Annotated in this window: 21 protein-coding genes; 13 read left to right on the top strand and 8 right to left on the bottom strand. The window is 73.4% G+C overall.

What is annotated here, in order from left to right:
• Window positions 1-93: 93 nt before the first annotated feature.
• From FHX44_RS33995 to speB, 4 genes are all read right to left on the bottom strand, one after another.
• The gene (locus FHX44_RS33995; RefSeq protein ID WP_147259522.1) at window positions 94-522 is read right to left on the bottom strand and encodes a VOC family protein; all 429 of its coding nucleotides are present in this window, start codon (window positions 520-522) and stop codon (window positions 94-96) included.
• A gap of 65 nt (window positions 523-587) precedes the next feature.
• Window positions 588-2,015: a sodium:solute symporter family protein gene (locus FHX44_RS33990; protein WP_212612776.1), complete on the bottom strand. Its 1,428-nt coding sequence runs from the start codon at window positions 2,013-2,015 to the stop codon at window positions 588-590.
• Window positions 2,012-3,634 carry a 5-guanidino-2-oxopentanoate decarboxylase gene (locus tag FHX44_RS33985; RefSeq protein WP_147259520.1) on the bottom strand — a complete coding sequence of 541 codons (1,623 nt, stop codon included), beginning with the start codon at window positions 3,632-3,634 and terminating at the stop codon, window positions 2,012-2,014. The genes FHX44_RS33990 and FHX44_RS33985 overlap by 4 nt, the downstream gene beginning before the upstream one ends.
• Window positions 3,631-4,563 (bottom strand): agmatinase, encoded by a 933-nt coding sequence (speB, locus tag FHX44_RS33980; protein WP_212612775.1) that lies wholly within the window; start codon window positions 4,561-4,563, stop codon window positions 3,631-3,633. Before speB ends, FHX44_RS33985 begins: the two co-directional genes overlap by 4 nt.
• An 85-nt stretch (window positions 4,564-4,648) precedes the next feature.
• Here speB and FHX44_RS33975 point away from each other — a divergent pair, with 85 nt between their 5' ends.
• The 5 genes from FHX44_RS33975 (at window position 4,649) to FHX44_RS33955 (ending at window position 9,036) form a co-directional block, all read left to right on the top strand.
• Window positions 4,649-6,166 carry a PucR family transcriptional regulator ligand-binding domain-containing protein gene (locus FHX44_RS33975; RefSeq protein ID WP_147259519.1) on the top strand — a complete coding sequence of 506 codons (1,518 nt, stop codon included), beginning with the start codon at window positions 4,649-4,651 and terminating at the stop codon, window positions 6,164-6,166.
• A gap of 52 nt (window positions 6,167-6,218) precedes the next feature.
• Entirely contained in the window at window positions 6,219-6,806 is a 588-nt protein-coding gene (locus FHX44_RS33970; RefSeq protein WP_147259518.1) for a class I SAM-dependent methyltransferase, read from the top strand.
• A 37-nt stretch (window positions 6,807-6,843) separates the two neighbouring features.
• The gene (locus FHX44_RS33965; RefSeq protein ID WP_147259517.1) at window positions 6,844-7,335 is read left to right on the top strand and encodes a pyridoxamine 5'-phosphate oxidase family protein; all 492 of its coding nucleotides are present in this window, start codon (window positions 6,844-6,846) and stop codon (window positions 7,333-7,335) included.
• 106 nt (window positions 7,336-7,441) lie between these two features.
• Window positions 7,442-8,470, top strand: coding sequence for an NAD(P)-dependent alcohol dehydrogenase (locus tag FHX44_RS33960; RefSeq protein WP_147259516.1), 1,029 nt, complete (start codon window positions 7,442-7,444; stop codon window positions 8,468-8,470).
• A gap of 20 nt (window positions 8,471-8,490) precedes the next feature.
• Window positions 8,491-9,036 carry an MOSC domain-containing protein gene (locus FHX44_RS33955; protein ID WP_246170742.1) on the top strand — a complete coding sequence of 182 codons (546 nt, stop codon included), beginning with the start codon at window positions 8,491-8,493 and terminating at the stop codon, window positions 9,034-9,036.
• A 769-nt stretch (window positions 9,037-9,805) separates the two neighbouring features.
• On the opposite strand, the gene polA is transcribed toward FHX44_RS33955, so the two are convergent.
• The 3 genes from polA to FHX44_RS33940 form a co-directional block, all read right to left on the bottom strand.
• Window positions 9,806-12,592, bottom strand: coding sequence for a DNA polymerase I (gene polA / locus FHX44_RS33950; protein WP_147259515.1), 2,787 nt, complete (start codon window positions 12,590-12,592; stop codon window positions 9,806-9,808).
• 66 nt (window positions 12,593-12,658) lie between these two features.
• The gene (locus FHX44_RS43950) at window positions 12,659-14,131 is read right to left on the bottom strand and encodes a flotillin family protein (RefSeq protein WP_281287932.1); all 1,473 of its coding nucleotides are present in this window, start codon (window positions 14,129-14,131) and stop codon (window positions 12,659-12,661) included.
• Between the two features lie 22 nt (window positions 14,132-14,153).
• Window positions 14,154-14,336: a hypothetical protein gene (locus FHX44_RS33940; protein ID WP_246170741.1), complete on the bottom strand. Its 183-nt coding sequence runs from the start codon at window positions 14,334-14,336 to the stop codon at window positions 14,154-14,156.
• 222 nt (window positions 14,337-14,558) lie between these two features.
• On the opposite strand from FHX44_RS33940, the gene FHX44_RS33935 reads away from it, so the two are divergent.
• From FHX44_RS33935 to FHX44_RS33900, 8 genes are all read left to right on the top strand, one after another.
• Window positions 14,559-15,137, top strand: a complete 579-nt coding sequence (locus tag FHX44_RS33935; RefSeq protein WP_147259513.1) for a TerD family protein — start codon at window positions 14,559-14,561, stop codon at window positions 15,135-15,137.
• 8 nt (window positions 15,138-15,145) lie between these two features.
• A complete protein-coding gene (locus FHX44_RS33930; protein WP_147259512.1) occupies window positions 15,146-15,817 on the top strand; it encodes a TerD family protein in 672 nt (223 codons plus the stop codon).
• A 23-nt stretch (window positions 15,818-15,840) separates the two neighbouring features.
• Window positions 15,841-17,064, top strand: coding sequence for an HpcH/HpaI aldolase/citrate lyase family protein (locus FHX44_RS33925; protein ID WP_246170740.1), 1,224 nt, complete (start codon window positions 15,841-15,843; stop codon window positions 17,062-17,064).
• Window positions 17,061-18,467 carry a phosphoribosyltransferase family protein gene (locus FHX44_RS43545; RefSeq protein WP_147259511.1) on the top strand — a complete coding sequence of 469 codons (1,407 nt, stop codon included), beginning with the start codon at window positions 17,061-17,063 and terminating at the stop codon, window positions 18,465-18,467. The genes FHX44_RS33925 and FHX44_RS43545 overlap by 4 nt, the downstream gene beginning before the upstream one ends.
• Window positions 18,350-19,618 (top strand): cysteine protease StiP family protein, encoded by a 1,269-nt coding sequence (locus tag FHX44_RS42925; protein ID WP_246171030.1) that lies wholly within the window; start codon window positions 18,350-18,352, stop codon window positions 19,616-19,618. The genes FHX44_RS43545 and FHX44_RS42925 overlap by 118 nt, the downstream gene beginning before the upstream one ends.
• Window positions 19,615-20,454: an HAD family hydrolase gene (locus tag FHX44_RS33910; RefSeq protein WP_147259509.1), complete on the top strand. Its 840-nt coding sequence runs from the start codon at window positions 19,615-19,617 to the stop codon at window positions 20,452-20,454. The genes FHX44_RS42925 and FHX44_RS33910 overlap by 4 nt, the downstream gene beginning before the upstream one ends.
• 35 nt (window positions 20,455-20,489) lie before the next feature.
• Window positions 20,490-20,945, top strand: a complete 456-nt coding sequence (locus tag FHX44_RS33905; protein ID WP_147259508.1) for a tellurite resistance TerB family protein — start codon at window positions 20,490-20,492, stop codon at window positions 20,943-20,945.
• 170 nt (window positions 20,946-21,115) lie between these two features.
• On the top strand, window positions 21,116-22,459 hold the full coding sequence (locus tag FHX44_RS33900) for an alpha-amylase family protein (RefSeq protein WP_147259507.1): 1,344 nt from the start codon (window positions 21,116-21,118) through the stop codon (window positions 22,457-22,459).
• On the opposite strand, the gene FHX44_RS33895 is transcribed toward FHX44_RS33900, so the two are convergent.
• Window positions 22,456-23,022 carry a TerD family protein gene (locus tag FHX44_RS33895; RefSeq protein ID WP_212612773.1) on the bottom strand — a complete coding sequence of 189 codons (567 nt, stop codon included), beginning with the start codon at window positions 23,020-23,022 and terminating at the stop codon, window positions 22,456-22,458. The two genes, FHX44_RS33900 and FHX44_RS33895, sit on opposite strands and share 4 nt — an antisense overlap.
• Window positions 23,023-23,053 lie beyond the last annotated feature (31 nt).

Raw genomic sequence — 23,053 nt, 5'->3', positions numbered from 1 at the left:
CTCCCCCACCCGATCAACTCCGCGAACAGCCGTTCGAGGAGGCAGGCTACCGGCGCGCCCAGGAGGCGCCGCAGGGGCGCGCCGACCCGCGGTCTACGCGTTGGGCTGGGTGAGGCTGAACCAGTTGCCCGAGTCGTCGCGGAACAGCGCCTCCACGCCGTAGGGCCGGGTCACCGGCTCCTGCGTGAACACGACCCCGCGGCCCGACAGCTCGTCGAAGGTCTTCCGGATGTCGTCGGTGGTCATCGCCCCGGGGCCCATCGCCCCCTTCGCCACGAGCGCGCGGATCTGCTGGGCGCTCTCGGCGTCGTGACCCATGCCGGGGTCGGCCAGGATGATCTCGACGTCCGGCTGGTCGGGTGGGCAGACGGTGAGCCAGCGGAACCCCTCTCCCGCTCCCTCGAACTCACTGCCCATCCGCACGTCGCTGCGCACCTCGAAGCCGAGCTTCTCGGTGTAGAACTCCTTCGCCCGATCCTGGTCCAGCACGTAGACGCAGGTGTGGGACAGCCTTCTGATCATCGGCCCAGGCTAGGAGCGGCGCACGCGGGAAGGCTTCTTCCAGATTGCGGTAGTCCGGGTCGTCGCTACGCCACGGGCGCCTCGGCCGCCGCACCGGAGCTGCGCCGGTCCCACTCCGCCAGAACGTCGGGCGCGGTGGGCCGCGACACCAGGCTCCCGACCACGAACACGGCCAGCCCGGCCGCGAGCCCGACGTAGATCGGCTCGTTCGCGTCGATGTCGCCGACCACGGCCATCGTGACGAGGGTGCCCACGGTGCCGACGGCCATCGCCGCCACGGCACCGACGATCGTGGCGCGCCGCCACACCAGGCCACCGAGGATGGGCACCAGCAGGCCGCCGACCAGGATGTCGTAGGCGATGGTCAGCGCGCCCACCACGTCCTGCAGCAGGCAGGCGATCACGATCGCCACGACCCCGAACGCGATGACGAGGAGCCGGTGGCCGCGCACGTGCTCGGCCTCGGAACCATCCGCCCGCCCGCGCAGCCGCTGCGCGATGTCCTGGCCGAACACCGTGGCCGTGGCGATGAGCGAGCCGCTGGCGGTGGACATGACGGCGGCGAGCGCCGCGGCGAGCACCAGCCCGGCCAGCACCGGCGTCATGGTCGCGCCCACGACGGCGGTGAACGCGTCGCCCGGTTCCTCGAGGCCCGGGACGAGCACGCTCGCGCCCATCCCGACCAGTGCACCGGCCACGCCGTACAGCAGGCAGTAGACGCCCGCCGCCGCACCCGCCCAGCGGGCAACGCCCGGGCTGCGGGCGGTGAACACCCGCTGCCAGATGTCCTGGCCGATGAGCAACCCGAACGTGTAGATGACGAAGTAGGTCAGGATCGTCTCGCCGCCGATCGTGGTGGGCGAGAGCGCCTCGGGCGGCACCGCCGCGAACCCGCCTGCCTGCACGAGCACCACCGGCAGCAGGATCAGGAAGATGCCGACCGTCTGGATGAAGAACTGCACGAAGTCGGTGAGGGTGATCGACCACATCCCGCCCAGCGCCGAGTAGATCACCACGACGAGGCCGCCGACGAGGATCGAGGGCACCCGCGGCAGGTCGAGCAGTGCCGCGAAGATCGTGGCGTACGCGATCGTCGAGGTCACGGTGAGCATGAGCGTGTAGCCGAACATCACCACGCCGGACAGCACGCTCGACCCCGGCCCGTAGCGCAGCTGGAGCATCTGGCTCACGGTGTAGACGCGCAGCCGCTGGATCCGCCCGGCGAACAGCAGGGACAGCAGCAGGACGCCGGTGCCGATCGCGACCACGAGCCACATGCCCGACAGCCCGTACTCGTAGCCCAGCCCGACGCCGCCGATCGTCGACGCGCCGCCCAGCACGAGGGCGGACAGGGTCCCGGCGTAGAGCAGCGGGCCGAGCCTGCGGCCGGCCACGAGGAAGTCCGACTCGGTCCTGGCACGCCGCTTGCCCCAGAATCCGAAGGCGATCATGGCGACCAGGTACGCGACGACGACGGCGACGTCCATGCTCACTCCATTTCCAGGTGGATGACGGTCGGGCGGTCGGCCGACAGGGCGTCGGCCACGAGCGCGGTGAGCGCGCCCGGATCGGACGTACGCACGCCGTGCGCACCGAAGGCTCCGGCGAGGGCGGCGAGGTCGGGGACGGGCAGGTCCACACCGACCGGCGGGATGCCGCGCTGCTCCTGCTGGTCGCGGATCTCGCGGTAGCCGCCGTTGTCGACCACGACGATCGGCAGCGGCAGCCGCAGGTCGACGGCGGTCGCGAGCTCCTGCACGGAGAACAGGAACGCCCCGTCCCCCAGCAGGACGGCGACGGGCTCGCCCGGCCGGGCGAGCGACGCCCCGATCGCCGCAGGCAGGCCGTAGCCGAGCGTGGCGTAGCCGGGCGTGTAGCAGAACCGCCGGGGCGCGGGAACGTCGAAGAAGTGCACCGAGCCCAGGTAGGTGACCTGCGAGCTGTCGCCGGCGAGCACCCCGTCGGCGGGCAGCGCGGCCCGGACTGCGAGATTGATCTCCTCGTACGTCGCGGCCCCGTCCCTCGCCTCCGCACGGCAGGCGTCCCGCAACTCGCTCGCCCGCACGGACGCGGGCCCGTGCGTTCCGACGAACGGCGCGTTCGTCGGATAGGTACCGACGAGGGCGCCGCTCGTCGGAAGGGCCGTCCGCAGCGCGCGCAGGGTCGTCGCCGCGTCGCCGAGCAGCGCGACGGCCGCCTGGCAGTTCTTGTGGAGTTGCCCGGGCTCGATGTCGCAGCGGATCACGGTCTGCGCCGTGATCCGGCCCTCCCACAGGTCGGAGTCGCCGAGCTCGCTGCCCACCACGAGCAGGGCGTCGCTCTCCGCCGCCGCCTTGTGCAGGGCGCGCAACCGCACGGAGGCGCCGACGGCGAGGGGATGCGACTCGTCCAGCACGCCCTTGCCGTTGACCGTGGTCGCGACCGGGGCACCGAGCGCCTCGGTGAGCGCGCGTACCTCGGCGGCGGCGTCGACGGCGCCCCCGCCCACGATCACCAGCGGCCGGCGGGCGCCCGCGAGGAGGGTGGCCGCGCACCGCACGTCGGCGGCGTCGGGCTCGGGCGGCGCGGTGACGGCCCCGACCCACGGGCTGCCGTCCCACTGCTGTTCCAGGACGTCGAGGGGGATCTCGACGTGTACCGGCCGTGGCCGTGCCCCGCGGAACGTGGCGAACGCCGCGGTGACCGCGTCGGCGGCGTCCTCGGGGCCTGCGACGCGCCGGCTCCAGCGCACCAGGCGGTCCATGGCGCCGCTCGCGTCCTTGGTCTCGTGCAGGAGGCCGAGGTCGCGGCCCTCGGTGCCCGTCGGCACGCCCGGCGAGAGGACGAGCATCGGCTGCGACTCCGCGTAGGCGGTGGCCGCAGCGGTCATCGCGTTGGTCATCCCCGGGCCGCTGGTCGTCAGCACGACGCCCGGCCGCCCGCTCACGCGCGCGTACCCCTCGGCGGCGTAGCCGGCTCCCTGCTCGTGGCGGGGCGTCACGGCGCGGATCCCGCAGGGTGCGAGGTGCCGGTAGAGCTCGAGGTTGTGGGTGCCCGGGATGCCGAAGACGGTGTCGACGCCGTGCGCGGCGAGCGTCTCGACGACGGCCGACCCGCCGTTGCGAACACTCATTTCGCCGCGAGTACCGCGAGCAGCTCGTACGCCACGTGCGCCGCCGCGATGCCGGTGATCTCCGCGTGGTCGTAGGCCGGGGCGACCTCGACGATGTCGGCGCCGACGATGTCGGTGCCGACGAGCCCGCGCAGGGTGTGCAGCAGCTCGCGGCTGGTGAGCCCACCGGCCTCGGGCGTGCCGGTGCCGGGCGCGTGGGCGGGGTCGAGCACGTCGATGTCCACCGAGACGTAGACCGGGCCGTCGCCGAGGCGGGCGCGCATCCGCTCGACCACCGTGGCGAGCCCGTCGACCTGGTAGTCGTCGGAGCCGATCACCTGGAAGCCGAGCCGGGCGTCGTCCGCGAGGTCCTCGGCCCCGTAGAGGGGTCCGCGGATCCCGACGTGCAGGCAGCGCTCCGGGTCGAGCAGGCCCTCCTCGCTCGCCCGCCGGAACGGGGTGCCGTGCGTGTAGGGCGCGCCGAAGTAGGTGTCCCAGGTGTCGAGGTGCGCGTCGAAGTGCAACACGGCGACCGGCCCGTGCGTGCGGTGCACCGAGCGCAGCAACGGCAGCGCGATCGTGTGATCACCGCCGATGGACAGCAGCCGCGCCCCGCTGCCGCGCAACTCGTCGGACGCGCGCTCGACCGACCCGATCGCGTCGTCGAGGTCGAACGGGTTGATCGCGACGTCGCCGGCGTCGACCACCTGCTGGTCGGCGAACGGCTCCACCTTCAGAGCCGGGTGGTGCGGGCGCAGCAGCTTGGACGACGCGCGGACGTGGGCGGGCCCGAAACGGGCCCCGGGCCGGTAGGAGACACCGGAGTCGAACGGCATCCCGAGCACGGCCACGTCCACGTCGGTGACCTGGTCGAGGCGTGGCAGGCGCGCGAACGTGTCCGGGCCCGCGAAGCGGGGTGTGACTCTCGCATCGACTGGTCCCAGCGGCATCGGCCCAGGGTGGGGCGCCGCGCGCTTCCCGCACATCGCCATCACGTCTAACCTCACACCGTTGGGTTGGCCGAAACGTCCAGGAGTGTGCGCGCTGCTGACCGTCGCCGACCTCGCCGCCGATCCGGCACTGCGGCTCTCGGTCGTCGCGGGCCGGGGCGAGCGGGGCCGCGAGCTCGAGGCCGCGGCCGTGTCCGAGCTCGCGGAACCCGGCCCGTGGCTGCAGGGCGGCGAGCTTCTGCTCACCATCGGGCTGCTGCTCGACGAGTCAGACGCAGGCTGCGCCGCCTACGTCACCGGGCTGCAGGCCGCAGGCGTGCGGGCGCTCGGACTGGGGCTCGGCGCGGACCTGCGCTACCAGGCGGCTCCGACCTGCCTCGTCCGCGCGGCCGAGGACGCCGGGCTGCCGCTGCTGACCGTGCCGGACGGGGTGCCGTTCATCGCCGTCACCAAGGCGGTCTTCGCCTGGCGGGCGCGCGAGGAACGCCGGCAGCTGGAGTGGGCGCTGCACACCCAGCGCGCGCTCACCGCGGCCGCCGTCCAGCCCGGCGGGCTCGCCGGCATCCTGGGCGCGTACGAGCGGGCCACCGGCCGTGCCGCCCTCGTCGTCGACCTGCTCGAGCGACCCATCGCGAGCTCCCGCCCCGGGCACGAGTCCCTCGCCGCGGAGTTCGCCGGCATGCTCGCCCGCGTCCGCGCACAGGGGTTGCTCGGCGCCGCCGTCGACGCCGCCCCTGGTCGCAGGCGCGAGGTGCACCCGCTCGGCTCCCGCAGGCTGCGGGCCTGGCTGCTCGTCACCGGGCCTGCCGACCGAGCCGGCTCCAACCTCGTCACCGGCGACCTCGTCTCGCTGCTCTCCCTCGAGCTCGAACGCGTGCACGGGCTGGGCGCGACGCGGCAGCGCGACCGCGCGCAGGTGCTGGCCCGGCTGGCCCGGGGCACCGTCGACGACATCCTCGCTGCCCGCTGGCTGGACGCGGCGGGGCTGCCCGACGGCGACCTGCGCGCCGCCGTCGTCGCGGCGCCCCACGCGGCCGAGCTCGCCGCCGACCTCGCAGGCGCCCTCCCCGACGCGCTGACCCGCGTCGTCGAGCTCGCGGGTGAACCCTGCGTCGAGCTGGCGGTGCCCGTCGGTGTCGACCTCGCCGCGGTGCTGCGCACCCTCGCCCCCGCGCGCCCCGCCGGGATCGGCATCGGAGTACGGCCCGGGGCGCTCGCGGTGTCGCTGCGGCAGGCGCGCTCCGCGCTGCCGGAGAGCCGGATCACCGGCCGCCACGTGCACGCCGCCGACATCGCGAACAGCCGCCAGCTGCTCGCGACCGTGCCCGGCGAACGCCTGCAGGGTTACGCCGACGCCGTGCTCGGCCCGCTCGACGCGGGCGACCGATCCGCCGATCTCGTGCGCACCCTCACCGCGTTCCTCGAGCACAACGGCCACTGGGAGGCGGCCGCCGCCGCGTTGCAGGTCCACCGCCACACCGTGCGGAACCGCATCGCGACGGTGGAGCAGCTCACCGGCCGCCGGCTGGCGTCGGCCCACGACCGCCAGGAATTGTGGCTCGCACTGCGCGCCCGCGACCTCGCCCGCATGTCCGACGGCTGATGTTCCCCGGCACGTCACCCCGCCGTCGCGGAGGGATCTCTACGGTCTCGGCATGGGTGATGGCCGGGTTCTGTTCCAGGAGTTCCTCCGCGCGCCGACACGCGTCGCGACCGTCACGGCCAGCTCGAACGCCCTGGTCGACGCGCTGCTCGCACCGCACCGGCTGGACGGCTCACCGACCGTCGTCGAGCTGGGCGCCGGCACCGGCCGGGTCACCGACGCGTTGCAGCACCGCCTCAGCGGCACGGGACGGCACCTCGCCGTCGAGATCAACCCGGTGCTCGCCGACCGGCTCGCCACCCGGCACCCTGCGGTCACCGTCGTGTGCGCCGACGCCGCCCGGCTCCCGGACGTCCTGCGCGAGCACGGCATCGACCGGGTGGACGCGATCGTGAGCCTGCTGCCCTGGGCGGCGTACGCGGTCGTACCCGTGCCGGCCATGGCGGCTCGCGCCCTGGCTCCGTCCGGCACGTTCACCCAGGCCACCCTGCGCGGCTTCCACCTGCTCCCACCCGCCCGGCGCCAGGCCCGGGACCTGCGCGCGGCGTTCGGCACGCTCACGGCGAGCCCGACGATCTGGCAGAACCTGCCGCCGGCCCGCGTCCTCATCGCCCGCGAACCCCGCTCCGCAGCATCCTGACAGCACCTGTCAAGGTATGCCCGTAGCGTCTCCGGCCATGAGCACATGGGACGAGTTCACGGCGGGCGCCCCGCGGATCGCGGAGATCTTCAGGCGCCGCCACGCGAAGGCCGGGAACCTGTGCATGCTCGCCACGATCCGCTCCGACGGCTTCCCACGGATCAGCCCGATCGAGCCGCGGATCTTCGAGGGACGGCTGGTCGTCGCCGGCATGCCGGACACCACGAAGTTCCGGGACCTCGCCCGCGACCCGCGGTTCTGCCTGCACACCGCCACCGTCGACACCCACGTGGCCGACGGCGACGCGAAGATCTTCGGCCGGGTGCACGACGAGCAGGACGAGGCCATGCACCAGCGGTTCGCCGACGCGCTCTTCGCAGAGACCGGGTTCGACCTGCGGGGCCGGCAGTTCCGCCCCTTCTACGTCGCGGACCTGATCGGGGCCTCGTCGGTGGAGATCGTCGACGGCGCGATGGAGGTGACGATCTGGAAGCCGGGTGAGCCGGAGCGGGTGGTTCGCAAGAGCTGAGGGCGATCGCCGGCGGCTGATGCGGCGTCCGAACGGCGGACGACAGCTCCTGCGCCACCTGTGATGCTGGCCGCTCCCTGCGGTCACGCGTCATCCGGGAGGCGCCATGAAGGCCGTCCGGCTCCACTCGTACCACCAGCCGCCCCGGCTCGAGGAGGTGCCCGAGCCCCAGGTCCGCGACCCGCACGACGTCGTCGTCAGGGTCGGGGGTGCCGGGGTGTGCCGCACCGACCTGCACATCCGCGACGGGTGGTTCGCTCCCGCCGTCCCCACCGAGCTGCCGATCACGCTGGGGCACGAGAACAGCGGGTGGGTGCACGAGATCGGGTCGGCGGTCGAGAACGTCGCGGTCGGCGACCCCGTGATCTGCCACCCGCAACAGTCCTGCGGGGTCTGCCCCGCGTGCCGGATCGGTGACGACATGCGCTGCGCCCGCGGCCTGCGCTTCACCGGCCTCACCCGCGACGGCGGCTTCGCCGAACTCTTCGCGACCACCGACCGGGCCGTGCTCCCGCTCCCGGCCGGGCTGCGACCGGCGGACGTCGCGCCCCACGCCGATGCCGGGCTGACGGTCATGCACGTCGTCCGCAAGGCCGTACCGCTGCTCGGGCCCGGGACCCGGGTGGTCGTCGTCGGGATCGGCGGCCTCGGGCACATCGGCGTGCAGTGCCTGCGCGCGCTGACCACCGCCGAGGTCATCGCCGTCGACCGCGACCCCGACGCGCTCAAGCTCGCCACCGGCGTCGGCGCGCACCACGTCGTCCCCGCGGACGAGCAGCAGGTCGAGCGCGTCCGTGCCCTGACCGGCGGTGAAGGCGCCGAGGTGGTGATCGACTTCGTCGGTGAGGGGGACGCCGTGGCCGCCGCCGTCGGCATGGTGCGCGCCCGCGGCACGTACTTCGTGGTGGGTTACGGCGGCGAGCTGCGGGTGCCAACGTTCGCGGTGGTGCTGCCGGAGATCAGCATCGTCGGCAACGCCGTGGGTACCCACGACGACCTGCGCGAGCTCATGGCCCTCGCGACGATCGGCGCGGTGCCGGTGCACACCCGCACCTACCCGCTCGACGCCTTCGCCGACGCGATGACCGATCTCGAGCAGGGCCGCATCCACGGCAGGGGCGTACTCGTGCCCTGACCGCCGGTAGCGTCGGCGTGGTGGAGACCGCGGTGGAGATCGTCGGCCTGCTCGTCTCCCCGATCCACGCCTATGGGGGCCGGCCCGACGACGGCCCGAGACCCGACCCGGACGGCCGCCGCCCGACCGCGGTCGAGGTGCGCGCCGGGCTCGGGCTCGTCGGCGACCGCTACTTCGGACGGCCGGCGCACCGGCGGGCGGCGGTCACGCTCTTCGCGGCCGAGTCGATCGACACGATCGCCCGCGAGCTGGACCTTCCGGCCACGCCAGACCCACTGCTGGCCCGGCGCAACCTCGTGCTGCGCGGCTTCCCGGTCGACGAGCTCGCCGCCGGCCGGGACCATCCCGGGGCGCTGTTCAGCCTCGACACCGGCGACGGTCCGGTGCGCTTCCAGGCCCACCGCCCCGCCAACCCGTGCCGCTGGATGGACGTCGTACTCGCTCCGGGCGCCTTCCGGGCCATGCGCGGCCGGGGCGGGGTGCGGTGCGAGCCGCTCGACGACGGCGTCCTCCGGCTCGGCCCCGCGCGCCTGCGCATCCTGGAGTTCGTGCCCGCCGAGGCGTGATCGTCCCGCCGGCGCTGCAGGACGAGGCCCTGCACCAGCGGTTCGCCGACGCGCTCTTCGCAGAGACCGGGTTCGCCTGCGGGGCCGGCAGTTCCGCCCCTTCTACGTCGCGGACCTCATCGGGCCTCGTGGGTGGAGATCGTCGACAGCGGTATGGAGGCGACGATCTGGAAGCCGGTGAGCCGGAGCGCGTGGTGCGATAGGGCTGAGGGGCACTTCTTCTGACGACAGGCCTCCTGGCGGCAGGCCTCCCGGCGGCAGGCCTCCCGGCGGCGCCGCGCATTGTGCGGGCAAGCATCGCGGGCAGGCCGGGGCCTGCCCGTTGGGCGCGCGGCGCCGCCAGCAGGCCGGTCTCAGGGCACGTGAAGGTGGATCTCCGTGCCCGTCACGCACCTGGTGTGCGCTCACGCGCCCCGTGTCCGCCGACGCGCCCGGTCGACGGGGCGTGTGAGCCGAGAACGGATGCGTCAGCTGCGCAAATCGTCCGATCAGCACACCACGGGCTCGGCGGAGACGTTGATGCACTCCTCGGGCCGGTCATCAGAGCCGTCGCCCCCGCCGACGTGATCGGCAGGTCGACGCGATCCCGTGTCGCTTTTGGCCCGTTCCGCGCCGAAGCCTCGATCTTGTCCGCGGACACCGCCTTCGGTGGCGCCGCGCGCCCTCCGGGCAGGCCCCGGCCTGCCCGCGTTGTACTGCCCGGAGGGGCGGCCCCGCACGATGCGCGGCGCCACCGGAGGCCACACCGCCAGCCCTCCACACACGCCGATCAGTGGGCGGCGTCGTCCCAGCTGCGCCCGTACCCGACGGAGACCTCGAGGGGCACCGACAGCTTCGCCGCCGCACCCATCTCGCGGCGCACCAGCTCCTCCACGTGCTCGCGCTCCCCGTCGGCGACCTCGAGAACGAGCTCGTCGTGCACCTGCAGCAGCATGCGGCTGCGCAGGCCCTCGGCGGCCAGCGCGCGGTGGACGCCGAGCATCGCGACCTTGATGATGTCGGCGGCGCTGCCCTGGATCGGCGCGTTCAGGGCCATGCGCTCGGCCATCTCGCGGCGCTGGCGGTTGTCGCTGGTGAGGTCGGGCAGGTAGCGGCGGCGACCCATGATCGTGGCCGTGTAGCCCTCCTTGCGGGCGACGTCGACGACGCTGCGCAGGTAGTCGCGCACGCCCCCGAAGACCTCGAAGTAGTCGTCCATCATGCCGCGGGCCTCCTCGGTGGAGATCCGCAGCTGGCCCGACAGGCCGAACGCGGACAGGCCGTAGGCCAGCCCGTAGTTCATCGCCTTGATCTTGGCGCGCTGCTCGACCGACACGTCCGTCGGCTCGCAGCCGAACACCCGGGCCGCCGTGTCGGCGTGGAAGTCGTGGCTGGACCGGAACGCCTCGATGAGCGCGGCGTCCTCCGACAGGTGGGCCATGATCCGCATCTCGATCTGGCTGTAGTCGGCGGTCATCAGCTCCGCGTGCTCCGGGCCCACCACGAACGTCTCGCGGATCCGACGGCCCGCGGCCGTGCGGATCGGCACGTTCTGCAGGTTGGGCTCGGTGGACGACAGCCGGCCGGTGGCCGCGATGGTCTGGCTGTAGGTGGTGTGGATGCGCCCGTCGTCGGCCACCGACTTGAGCAGGCCCTCCACGGTGACCTTGAGCCGCGTGGCGTCGCGGTGCAGGAGCAGGTGGGACAGGAACTCGTGGCCGGTCTGCTCGAAGAGCGTCTGCAGCGCGTCGGCGTCGGTGGTGTAGCCGGTCTTGGTGCGCTTGGTCTTCGGCATGCCCAGCTCGTCGAAGAGCACGACCTGCAGCTGCTTGGGCGAGCCCAGGTTGATCTCCTTGCCGATCACCGCGTAAGCGTCCTGGGCGGCCTGCTTGACCTGCGCGGCGAACTCCGCCTCCAGCGCGGCGAGTGCCTCGTGGTCGACGGCGATGCCCGCGGTCTCCAGATCGGCGAGCACGTACTCGAGGGGGAGCTCCAGCTCGGCGAGCAGTTCGGTGCCGCCGCGCTGGGCGAGCTCGGCGTCGAGCGCGTCGGCCAGCTCGGCCACGGCGGACGCGGCCACCATCTGGGCGTGCGCCCGCTGCGCGTCGGCCTCCTCCTCGCCGCCGAGCAACGACAGCTGCCCGGACTCGGCCTCACCCTCGGAGCGCAGCTCGCGCCGCAGGTAGCGCAGCGCGAGGTCGGCCAGGTCGAAGCTGCGCTGCCCCGGCCGGGCGAGGTAGGCCGCGAGCGCGGTGTCGCTGGTGAGCCCGGCGAGGGTCCAGCCACGCCCGCGCAGCGCGTGGAGTGCGGCCTTCGCGTCGTGGGCGGCCTTCGGGACCGACGGGTCGGCGAGCCACTCCCCCAGCGCGGCCTCGTCGTCGGGGGTGAGCCGGGTGACGTCGAGGAAGCCCGCCTGCGGCACCCCGGCAGCGGCCCCTTCGGCACGGGCCTCCACGGTGGGCTCGCCGACGGCCAGCCCGATGCCGGACAGGTCGGCTGTGGTGGCGCCGCCCCGCACCCCGGCGAACGCGACACCGATCCGGCGGCCGTCGCGCGCGTGCTCGTCGAGCCACGCCCGCACCGCGCCCGGCTCGATCGCGCCGCCCTGCACCTCGATGCCGCCCTCGGCCTCGGGCTCGGCGCTCTGCAGCGTGGCGAAGAGCCGCTCGCGCAGCACCCGGAACTCCAGCTCGTCGAACAGCCGGTGGACCGCGTCGCGGTCCCACGGGCGCACGACCAGCTCGGCCGGAACGGCGTCGAGCGGGACGTCGCGGATCAGCTCGGTGAGCTGGCGGTTGAGAAGCACCCCGGCGAGGTGGGCGCGCAGCGCGTCGCCCGCCTTGCCCTTGACCTCGTCGACGCGGTCGGTGAGATCGGCGAGCGAGCCGAACTCGCGCACCCACTTGGCCGCCGTCTTCTCCCCCACACCCGGGATGCTCGGCAGGTTGTCGCTCGGGTCGCCGCGCAGCGCTGCGAAGTCGGGGTACTGCGCGGGCGTGAGGCCGTAGCGGTTCATCACCTCGGCCGGGTCGACCCGCGAGAGCTCCGAGACCCCCCGCTTGGGGTAGAGCACCGTGACGTTGTCGCTGACCAGCTGGAACGCGTCGCGGTCGCCCGTGGTGATGAGCACCTGGAAGCCGTCGGCCTCGGCCTGGGTGGCGAGGGTGGCGATCAGGTCGTCGGCCTCGTAGCCCTCGACGCCGAAGTCGGGGATGTTGAGCGCCCGCAGGACCTCCTTGATGAGGTCGACCTGGCCCCGGAAGTCGTCGGGCGTGGTGGTGCGGTTGGCCTTGTACTCGGCGTAGCGCTCGTTGCGGAACGTGACCCGCGAGACGTCGAAGCACACCGCGAGGTGGGTGGGCTGCTCGTCGCGCAGCAGGTTGATCAGCATCGAGGTGAAGCCGTAGACCGCGTTGGTGGTCTGCCCGGTGCCCGTGCGGAAGTTCTCGGCGGGCAGCGCGAAGAACGCCCGGTAGGCCAGCGAGTGGCCGTCGAGCAGCAGCAACCGCCGCCCCGTTGACGGCGGCGCGTCCTGCGCGGCGCCGGACTTGCTGGATGCGGTGGTGGCGGTGCTCACGGGACGCGAGTGTAGGACCACCCCCCGACAGTGTTTCCCGGCCCGCCGAGCACCGAGGAGCCGGGTTCAGGGCGCCGGTTCGTCGACCTTCCGGACCGCGACCGGGGCGGAGCCGTTGGTGGTTGTGGCGGGCTCTTGCTTGTCGCCCATCGACGCGAGCAGCTGGCGGGCGAGGCCGAGGCCGGTGCCACCCATGGCCAGTGCCTTGGTGAGCAGGTCGGCCACCCCGTCGGCGCCGTTGAGCACCACCATGTGGTCGACGTTGCCCAGCGCACCCGCGCCGGCGCGGACGATCTCCGGCCAGTTCTCGGCGAGCTGCTGGGCGATGACGGCCTCCTGGTTGTGCGCGAGGGCGTCGGCGCGGGCCTGCATCGCCTGGGCATCGGCGAGGCCCTTGGCCTTGGCCGCCTCGGCCTCGGCGAGACCGCGGGCGCGGGCGGCGTCGGCCTCCGCCTCGCCGGTGAGGCGGGTGGCGGTGGCGTGGGCCTCGCCGCGCGCCTTCGTGGCCTCGGCGTCGGCCTGCGCCGCGGTCTTGACCCGCGTGGCGTCCGCACCCGCCGACAGCTCGGTCTCCCTGGCACGGGCCTGGGCGCGCGCGATCTGGGCGTCGCGCTCGGCGTCGGCGAGGGTGCGCAGCTCGTAGGCCTTCGCGTCGGCGGGCTTGCGCACCTGGGACTGCAGCCGCTGCTCGGCGAGGTCGGCCTCCAGCTGGGCGGCTCGCGTCTCCTGGACCACGACCTCCTGGCGGGCGGTGGCCTGCGACAGCGGACCGGCCTGGGTGGCCTTCGCCGAGGCCTCGTCCATCTCGGCCTGGTAGCCGGCCTGCTGGATGCGGCTGGCACGGACGGCGGCCGCCTTCTTGGCCTCCGCGATCTGCTCGGCCTCCGTGGCCTCCTGGTCGCGCTGCGCCTCGGCGATCCGCGCGGCCGCGGCGATCGCGGCGGCGTGCGGCTTGCCGAGGTTCACGATGTAGCCGGAGTTGTCGTCGATCTCCTGGATCTGCAGCGAGTCGATGACCAGCCCGAGCTTGCTCATCTCGTCGGCCGAGCTGCGGCGCACCTCGCCGGTGAGCGCCTCCCGGTTGTGGATCATGTCCTCGATCGTGAGCCCGCCGCAGATCGAGCGCAGGTGCCCGGCGAACAGCTCGTGGATCGTGTCGTTCATCGTGTTCTGCTGGTCCAGGAAGCGGCGCGCGGCGTTGGCGATCGAGACGAAGTCGTCGCCGACCTTGTAGATCACGACGCCGCGCACGGCCACCGGGATGCCCTGCTTGGTGACGCAGGAGACCTGCAGGTTCGCCCCGCGGGTGTCCAGCGACAGGCGCCGGGCGGCCTGGAAGCCGGGGATGACCATCGTCCCCTTGCCGGTGACGATCTTGAAGCCGAGGCTGTCGGCGGCCTCGCCGGGACTGCTGCGGGCCCGGAACCCGGAGATGATCAGCGCCTCGTTCGGCTCGGCCACCCGCCACAGCATCTTGAGCACGAGCGCGAGCACGATGATGCCGACGACGACCGCGCCGGCGGTGATGAGCAGTTCCACGACGTCCCCCCAGTGATGTGGATCAGCTCGAGGACCACCGCTCGACGTACGCCGTGCGGGGTGCCTGGAAGTCGACGATCAGCACCTGCGTACCCGGTTCGATCACCTCGTCCGGCTGCTGCGGATGGGCGTAGAACGCCTCCGAACCGCCACGCACCGACACCATGATCTCGCCGACGAGCCCCGGTCCCACCCGGCCGGTCACCCGCCCCACCTTGCCGATCACGCGACCCCCACTTCCTCGAGCGGAGGCAGCCTAGTGGACCGCCGTGAACGCCGGGAGCGGCTGCGGGAACCGGACGGACGGGTCCTCCGTTGCCGTGATGACATCCGTGGCGTCGCGTCCGATTCATCCCGTTAAGCTCGGCCGCGCCCAGCTCGAGAACCAGGGGGGTTCGAGCCCCCCGAGACAGATGCGGAGCAATACGTGAGCGTCAGCCTCACCAAGGGTGGAAACGTCAGCCTCTCCAAGGAGGCCCCCGGTCTGACCAACGTGGTCGTCGGCCTCGGCTGGGACGCCCGCACCACCACCGGCGTGGAGTACGACCTGGACGCGTCGGCGATCGTCGCGGGCGCCGAGGGCAAGGTCCTCTCCGACGGGCACTTCATCTTCTTCAACAACAAGACGACCCCGGACGGCACCGTCGAGCACACCGGCGACAACCTCACCGGCGAGGGCGAGGGCGACGACGAGCAGATCAAGATCCACCTGGCCGGCCTGCCCGCGGAGGCCGACAAGATCGTCTTCCTGGTCAGCATCTACAAGGGCGACGAGCTCGGCCAGAGCTTCGGGCAGGTGCGCAACGCCTTCATCCGCGTGGTCAACGCCGCCGACTCCAAGGAGATCGCGCGCTACGACCTGTCCGAGGACGCCTCCACCGAGACCGCGATGGTGTTCGGCGAGGTCTACCGCAACGGCGCCGACTGGAAGTTCCGCGCCGTGGGCCAGGGCTACGCATCGGGTCTCGTGGGCATCGCCCGCGACTACGGCGTCAACGTCGGCTGACGCCCGTCGTGGCGATCGACTACACCAAACGACCGAAGGCCCAGCCGCCCGCCCCCGACGGCGGCGGCGTCTCGCTCTCGAAGGTCACGCTCACGAAGTCCGCACCGAGCGTCTCGCTCACCAAGGGCGCGACGGGCGGGCAGCTGCGCGTCAACCTCCAGTGGAGCGCGGGCGAGCAGCAGAGCCGGGGCCTGTTCGGCAAACGCCGCGGCAACGCGATCGACCTCGACCTCGGCTGCCTGTGGGAGTTCTCCGACGGCAGCAAGGGCGTGGTGCAGGCGCTGGGCAACGCGTTCACCGCGCCGTACCACGGCACACCGATCGTCCGGCTCGACGGGGACGACCGGTCCGGCTCCGCCAGTGGCGGCGAGAACATGTTCATCGACCTGTCCCGGGTCGACGAGATCCGCCGCATCCTCGTGTTCACCTTCATCTACGAGGGTGTGCCGAACTGGGCGAGCGCCGACGGGGTGGTCACGCTCCACCCGGCGAGCGGGCCGGAGATCGAGGTGCGGCTCGACGAGCCCGACCCCAGCTCGCCCACCTGCGTCATCGCGATGCTGGAGAACCGGGGCGGTGATCTCGTGGTGCGCCGGGAGGTGCGCTACATCCGAGGTGGCCAGGCAGACGTCGACGCGGCGTACGGCTGGGGGATGGAGTGGGCGCGCGGGCGCAAGTAGCGCTCGCGGCAGCGATGCAGGCCGTGCCACGCGGGGGTGGCGTCGTCGAGGGGGGCTCCACCGTGCGGCACTTCGGGTACCTGAGCGCGTCCGATACGGACGCGCTGTTCGAGGCTCCACCGCAGCAGTTCAGCCGCGAGAGCGCCGCCGATCTGCTCGCGGTGGCCCTCGGCGCCACGCTGTACATGCCGGCGAGCCGTCCCGCGCTCGCCGCCGACGTCACCAAGCAGGCGGCGGCCGGGGTCACCTCGGTCGTCGTCTGCCTGGAGGACTCGATCGCCGACGACGACCTCGCCGAGGCCGAGGCCAACCTCGTCGCGGCGCTCGTGGAACTGCACCAGCAGGACCAGGCCGAGCTACCGCTCCTGTTCGTCCGGGTCCGCGCGCCGGCCCAGATCCCCGACCTGGTGTCCCGGCTCGGGCAGGCGGCCGCCGTGCTCGACGGGTTCGTGCTGCCCAAGTTCACCGCCGCGCTCGGGGCGGTCTACCTGCACGCGGTCGACGAGGCCGACGCGCTGCGCCGAGCCCTGTCGGGCGGGCCGGGCCCGGCGCTGCGCGTCATGCCGGTCATCGAGTCCGGCGCCGTGCTGTACGCCGAGACCCGCGTCGTGGAGCTCACTCGGCTGCGCGACCTGCTGCACCGCGAGCGGCACCGCATCCTCGCCATCCGCCTCGGCGCCACCGACCTGTGCGCCCTCTACGGGCTGCGCCGCTCGCCCGACCTGTCCATCTACGACGTCAAGGTGGTCAGCGACCTGATCGCCGACGTCGTCAACGTGCTCGGCCGCGCCGACGGCACCGGCTTCACGGTCACCGGCCCGGTCTGGGAGTACTTCGGCGGACCGGAGCGCATCTTCAAGCCCCAGCTGCGGCAGTCGCCGTTCGTCGAGCACGACGAGCCGGACCTGCGCGGCCAGCTCGTCTCCCGCGCGATCGACGGGCTGATCCGCGAGGTCACCCTCGACCGCGCCAACGGGCTCACGGGGAAGACCGCCATCCACCCCAGCCACGTGGCCGTCGTCAACGCGTTGTCCGTGGTCTCGCACGAGGAGCACCGCGACGCCGCGGACGTGCTCGGCGCCCGGCGGGCCGGGGGTGTGCTCGCGTCGGTGCGCCGCAACAAGATGAACGAGGTGCGCCCGCACACCGCGTGGGCCCGCGACACCATGCTGCGGGCGCAGGTGTTCGGCGTGGCCGCCGACGGCGTGTCGTTCGTCGACCTGCTGGCCGCGAGCCTGCCCCGATGACCGAGCAGACGACGACCGAGCAGACGACGACCGAGCAGACGACGACCGAGCAGACGACGACCGGGATCGCCGCAGGCGTGATCGACCGGCTCGGGGTGCGGCTGCACCCCACCGGGGCGGGTTCCGACCCCCGGGTGCTGCTCGGGCTCGCGCTGCGCCGCAACCCGCGCCGCGCCCAGCTGCTCGTCTCCCGCGTGCTCGGCAAGCACGTGCCCACCGACCCGCGCCTCGTCCGCTCGGCCGGGCTGCTGCTGGGCGGCCTCGTCGCCGACGCGCTCGCCGACCGGCCGGCCCGGACGCTGCCCGTGCCGCTGCTGCACGCCGCGGTGGAGGGCGACCGCACGGCCGTCGCCGCCCTCCACACCGCGGCGCAGGCCGCGATCGGCGAGCCGCCCGACGCGCTCGTGCTCGGGTTCGCCGAGACGGCCACCGCGCTCGGCCACTGCGTCGCAGAAGGCCTCGGTGGCGCGGACGTTCTGCACTCCACCCGGCGGCCGGTGCCCGGGTTCGCCACGGCGGGCGGGTTCACCGAGGAGCACTCGCACGCCACCGAGCACCTGCTGCTGCCCGCCGACCCGGGCCTGCTCCGCGGGGGGCGCCCGCTCGTGCTCGTCGACGACGAGCTGTCCACCGGGCGCACCGTCCTCAACACGATCACGGCGCTGCACCGGGCGTCACCGCGGGAGCGCTACGTCGTGGCGGCGCTCGTCGACGTCCGGCCGGCGGGCGGGGAGCTCCCCGCGGGGGTCGCCGCGCTCGGGGCCCGGCTCGACGTCGTCTCGCTGGCCCGCGGCGTGGTCGACCTCCCGCCCGACGTCGCCGAGCGGGCGACCGCGCTGCGCGCCGAGCTGGAGGCAGTACTTGCGTGCACCCATACCGCGACCCGCGAGCACCCGGACCGCGACTCGCGGGTGGAGCTGGCCGGGCTGGGGTGGCCCGCCGGGGTGCCGGCCGGGGCACGGCACGGGTTCGGCGCGGCCGAGCACCGGGCGTTCGCTGCGGCGCTCCCGCGATTGGCCGATGCACTCGCACCGGCCGCCGGCATGCGCCTCGGGGAACGGACCCTCGTGCTGGGCACCGAGGAGCTGATGCAGCTGCCGCTGCGGCTGGCGCAGACCCTGGCCGACGCCGGCCACAACGTGGCGTTCTCCACCACCACCCGCTCCCCCGCGGTGGTCGTCGACGAGCCCGGCTACGCCCTGACCAGCGGGATCACCTTCCCCGCCCACGACGGCCCCGCCGACGGGCCCGGCCCGCGGTTCGCCTACAACATCGGAGCCGCCGACTGGGACCACGTCCTCGTGGTCGTCGACCCGCCTGCCGACACCCCCGCGCTGCACGGCGGGCTGCTCCCGGCACTCGCCCCGTACACCCGCCGCACGACCCTGGTGGTGACGCCCTGAACACGCCCGACCCGCTGCGCGGGCCCGCCTTCGGCAGCTACGCCCCCGACGAGGTCGGCTGGCTGCTCACCGACATCTCGCACCTCGCGCTGGAAGCACCGATCGAGGAGCGCGAGGAGGCCGTCCAGAACGGCGGGGCCCACTACGCCGAATCACTGCCGCAGGAGTACCAGCCGGACGCGGAGTACCTGCGCCTGTACCGGTCGGCACTGGCGGCGGGGGCACCGCGGCTCGCGCGGGCCGTCGCCACCGTGGCCGAGCTGGTGCTCGCCGAGCGCGGCGGACGGCACGGCCGCGACCTGGTGCTCGTCTCGCTCGCCAGGGCCGGCACACCCGTCGGCGTGCTGCTGCGCCGCTGGCTGCGCTACGCGCACGGGCTCGACCTGCCGCACTACTCCGTGTCGATCGTGCGCGGCCGGGGCATCGACCGGCTGTCGCTGCGCCACCTCGCCGCCCACCACGACCCGGCGCGCGTCGTGTTCGTCGACGGCTGGACCGGCAAGGGCACGATCTCCCGCGAGCTCGCCGCCGCCCTCTCCGATCACGAACGCGACACCGGGGTGCGCTTCGACCCGGACCTCGCCGTGCTCGCCGACCCGGGCCGCTGCACCACCACGTTCGGCACCCGTGCGGACTGGCTGATCGCCTCCGCGTGCCTCAACTCGACGGTCTCCGGCCTGGTGTCCCGCACCGTGCTCAACCCCCGCCTGCTGCCGCCCGGCCGCTACCACGGGGCGAAGTTCTACCGCGAGCTCGCGCCGGTGGACGTCTCGAACGACTTCCTCGACACCGTCACCGCGGAGTTCGCGGGAGTCACGGACACCGAGCAGCCTGCGGGCCGGGTCGCCGACTTCGCCGGGCGTGCGGCGGTGGAGCGGATCGTCGACGAGTACGGCATCGGCGACGCCGACCTCGTCAAGCCCGGGGTCGGGGAGACCACGCGGGTGCTGCTGCGCCGCGTGCCGTGGCGGGTGCTGGTGCGCACCGGCGCGCCCGCCGCCGACCTGACGCACGTCCGCTTGCTCGCACGACGCCGGGGCGTCCCGGTCGAGGAGGTGGCCGACCTGCCGTACACCTGCGTAGGGCTGATCCATCCCCGGTTCACGCGTGCCGGCACCGGCACCGATGGGCTCGCGGCGGTGGGCTCATGACGGCCGTCGGCCCCGTTGCCTGCCTCGACCTGGACCGCACGGTCATCTACTCGGCGGCGGCGCTCGACCTGCGCACCCCCGACCACGAGGCGCCGAGGCTGCTGTGCGTCGAGATCCACAAGGGCGCGCCGCTGTCGTTCCTCACCGAGGCCGCTGCGGTGACGCTTCGGGAGCTGCAGGACGTCGCCACGGTGGTGCCCACCACCACCCGCACGCCCGCGCAGCTGGCCCGGGTCCGCCTGCCCGGCCCGCCCGCGCGGTACGCGATCGCGAGCAACGGCGGGCACCTGCTCGTCGACGGCGTCGCCGACCCCGGGTGGGACGCCGTCGTGCGCGACCGGGTCGCGGCATGCGCCCCCCTCGCCGAGGTGTACGCCCACATGCAGGCCCGCAGCGGCACGTTCGTGCTGTCGCTGCGGGAGGCGAGCGGGCTCTTCGCGTACGCGGTCGTCGAGCGGGCCGCGCTGCCTGCCGGATGGGTGGACGAGCTCACCGACTGGTGTGCCCGGCGCGGCTGGACGGTGTCGCTGCAGGGCCGCAAGGTCTACGCCGTGCCGGCCGGCCTGACGAAGTCGGCGGCGGCGGCCGAGGTGGTGGCCCGCTGCGGGGGCGGCGGTCCGCTGCTGGCCGCGGGCGACTCCCTGCTCGACGCCGACCTGCTCGACGCGGCCGACGCGGCGATCCGTCCCGCGCACGGCGAGCTGGCCGCCACCGGCTTCACGCGGCCGCACGTCGCCGTCACCGCGGCCACCGGCGTCGCGGCCGGCGCCGAGCTGCTCGACTGGCTGCGAGATCGGGCGGTATCCGCCGCGATGTCCGTTTCTGGCAGTCTGTGATCCACTTCCACCGAAGATCTCCCGAGAGGAACACCATGGCGCTGTGGGACCAGCTCAAGTCCCGGCTGCAGGGATTGACGGCCGACACGAAGGTGCAGGTCGGCAAGTTCCAGAACAAGGACTTCGCGAAGGCGAGCATGGCGATGTGCGCCCTCATCGCCGCGGCCGACGGCACCATCTCCGCCGATGAGCGGACCAAGATGATCGGCTTCATCTCCAGCAACGACGCACTGTCGGTGTTCCCGCCCTCGGAGCTGCAGCAGCACTTCGAGTTCTATGCCTCGAAGCTGGAGAAGGACTTCGAGTTCGGCAAGCTGGAATCCGTCGCGACCATCGGCAAGCTCAAGTCGAAGCCGGAGGCCGCCCGTGCCGTGATCCAGGTCGGCATCATCATCGGCGGCGCCGACGGCTCCTTCGACGAGAACGAGAAGCGCACCGTGCGCGACGTCTGCAACGCGGTCGGCATCTCGCCTGCCGACTTCGACCTGTAGGCCCAGCGCCCGTTACAGCAGAGCCACTTTCCTGCAGCCTCGTGGCAGGAAAGTGGCTCTGCTGTCGTCAGGGCGGTCCCGAACCGACCGGGAACGCCGCCGAGCGGACGACCGGAGCTTGCGCGAGGCTGGCCGTCGGTGGCGCGGACGGCGGATGCTCGGGAGGCGCGATGGGTGACGACTGGGTCCGGCACGCGATCTGGTGGCAGGTGTTCCCGCTCGGGTTCGTGGGGGCCGAGCCGGCCCTCGACTCGATCGACGGCCCGGTGCGCCACCGGCTCCACCGCATCGTCGGGTGGCTGGACTACGCCGTGGAGCTGGGCGCCTCCGGGCTCGCGCTCGGCCCGGTGTTCGCCTCCGGGACGCACGGCTACGACACGGTGGACCACTTCCGCGTCGACCCGCGGCTCGGCGACGCCGACGACCTCGCCGACCTCTTCGCCGCGGCCCGTGCCCGCGGCCTGCGCGTGCTGCTCGACGGGGTGTTCCACCACGTCGGCCGGGGGTTCCCGGCGTTCGCCCGCACCCTCGCGGAGGGGCCGGGAGCGCCGGAGGCCGGCTGGTTCCGGCGGAGCCGGCCGGACGCCGCCGGGCCGGGGTCGGAACCCGAGTACGACACCTTCGAGGGCCATCACGCCCTGGTCGCCCTCGACCACGCCAACCCCGCGGTCGCGGACTACGTCGTGGACGTCATGAACCACTGGCTCGATGCAGGCGCCGACGGGTGGCGGCTGGACGCGGCGTACGCGGTGCCGCCCGAGTTCTGGGCGGCCGTGCTCCCCCGGGTCCGGGCCCGGCATCCGGACGCCTACGTCGTGGCCGAGGTCATCCACGGCGACTACGGGGAGATCGTCGAGCGCAGCGGTGTCGACGCGGTTACCCAGTACGAGCTGTGGAAGGCGGTGTGGAGCTCGCTCGCCGACCGCAACCTCCACGAGCTCGCATGGGCGCTGCAGCGGCACAACGACTTCCTCGACTCGTTCGTGCCGCTGACGTTCGTCGGCAACCACGACGTCACGCGGATCGCGTCGGCGCTCCCGGACGAGCGGCATCTCCCGCACGCCCTCGCGGTCCTGCTGACCGTCGGCGGGACCCCGTCGATCTACTACGGGGACGAGCAGGCGTTCCGCGGTGTGAAGGAGCACCGGGAGGGCGGGGACGACGCGATCCGCCCCGCCTTCCCGGACGAGGGCCCGGACGGGCTCGCCCCGTGGGGGTGGCCGACCTACCGGCTCCACCAGCAGCTGATCGGGCTGCGCCGCCGGCACCCGTGGCTCCACCGGGCCCGGACCACTCCGGTGGAACTGCACAACCGGCTGGCGGTGCTGGAGTCCGTGGCCGAGCAGGGGGACGGCGACCACCGCCTCCTGCTCGCGCTCAACCTCGACGACGACGCGGCCGACCTGCCTGCTCCGGGGACATCCGAGCTGCTCGCGGGCAGCGGGGAGCTGCGCCGGGCGGGCCCGGCCGCCCGCGTCGTCGTGCCGCCCCATGGCTGGGGCGTGCTCGCTTAGAGGTGGGCGGAGGTGGCGGGGAGCAGGTCCTGGAAGGTGCGGCCACTGGCGGTGGCGCCGATCGCGGTCATGCTCCACGCGCCCGCGCCGTCCCGGCTCACCTTGGCCATGATCTGCGCGTTGTGCCGGCCCGATCCCGTGAGCTGGTAGCGGGCCAGCTCGTCGTTCGTGGTGTCGTCGATCAGCCGGCAGAAGGCGTTCTCGATCTGCGAGAAGTCCTGGCCGGTGAACGAGTTGACCGTGAAGACGATCTGCGTGGTGCTCGGCGACAGCCGGGTGAGGTCCACCAGGATCGACTCGTCGTCGCCCTCGCCGGCACCGGTGAGGTTGTCGCCGGTGTGCTGCACGGCGCCGTCCCCGCTGCGCAGCTGCCGGAACCACACGGCGTCGACCAGGTTCCCCCCGGTGTCGAACAGCAGCGCGGACGCGTCGAGGTCGATCGACTGGGACTTCGAGCCGAACAGGCCGCGCTTCTTCACCGCGTCCCATCCCAGGCCCATCCGGACCAGGGTCAGGGTGCCGCCGCCGCGCTTGGCCAGCGACACCCTCTGACCCTTGGTCATGTTGATACTCACACGTACCCCCTCGTAGCCG

This window comes from Pseudonocardia hierapolitana (genome assembly GCF_007994075.1).
In the GTDB taxonomy this organism is placed as follows: Bacteria; Actinomycetota; Actinomycetes; order Mycobacteriales; family Pseudonocardiaceae; genus Pseudonocardia; species Pseudonocardia hierapolitana.
The sequence above is the reverse complement of the archived record's forward strand: the minus strand, read 5'-3'. Positions and strand labels throughout refer to the sequence as shown.

What these genes read in the sequence shown, in the direction of transcription:
- FHX44_RS33995 (WP_147259522.1), bottom strand. Translation starts at nt 522, where the DNA reads ATGATCAGAAGGCTGTCCCACACCTGCGTCTACGTGCTGGACCAGGAT.
- FHX44_RS33985 (WP_147259520.1), bottom strand. Translation starts at nt 3,634, where the DNA reads ATGAGTGTTCGCAACGGCGGGTCGGCCGTCGTCGAGACGCTCGCCGCG.
- speB (WP_212612775.1), bottom strand. Translation starts at nt 4,563, where the DNA reads ATGCCGCTGGGACCAGTCGATGCGAGAGTCACACCCCGCTTCGCGGGC.
- FHX44_RS33970 (WP_147259518.1), top strand. Translation starts at nt 6,219, where the DNA reads ATGGGTGATGGCCGGGTTCTGTTCCAGGAGTTCCTCCGCGCGCCGACA.
- FHX44_RS33965 (WP_147259517.1), top strand. Translation starts at nt 6,844, where the DNA reads ATGAGCACATGGGACGAGTTCACGGCGGGCGCCCCGCGGATCGCGGAG.
- FHX44_RS33960 (WP_147259516.1), top strand. Translation starts at nt 7,442, where the DNA reads ATGAAGGCCGTCCGGCTCCACTCGTACCACCAGCCGCCCCGGCTCGAG.
- FHX44_RS43545 (WP_147259511.1), top strand. Translation starts at nt 17,061, where the DNA reads ATGACCGAGCAGACGACGACCGAGCAGACGACGACCGAGCAGACGACG.
- FHX44_RS33910 (WP_147259509.1), top strand. Translation starts at nt 19,615, where the DNA reads ATGACGGCCGTCGGCCCCGTTGCCTGCCTCGACCTGGACCGCACGGTC.
- FHX44_RS33905 (WP_147259508.1), top strand. Translation starts at nt 20,490, where the DNA reads ATGGCGCTGTGGGACCAGCTCAAGTCCCGGCTGCAGGGATTGACGGCC.
- FHX44_RS33900 (WP_147259507.1), top strand. Translation starts at nt 21,116, where the DNA reads ATGGGTGACGACTGGGTCCGGCACGCGATCTGGTGGCAGGTGTTCCCG.
- FHX44_RS33895 (WP_212612773.1), bottom strand. Translation starts at nt 23,022, where the DNA reads ATGACCAAGGGTCAGAGGGTGTCGCTGGCCAAGCGCGGCGGCGGCACC.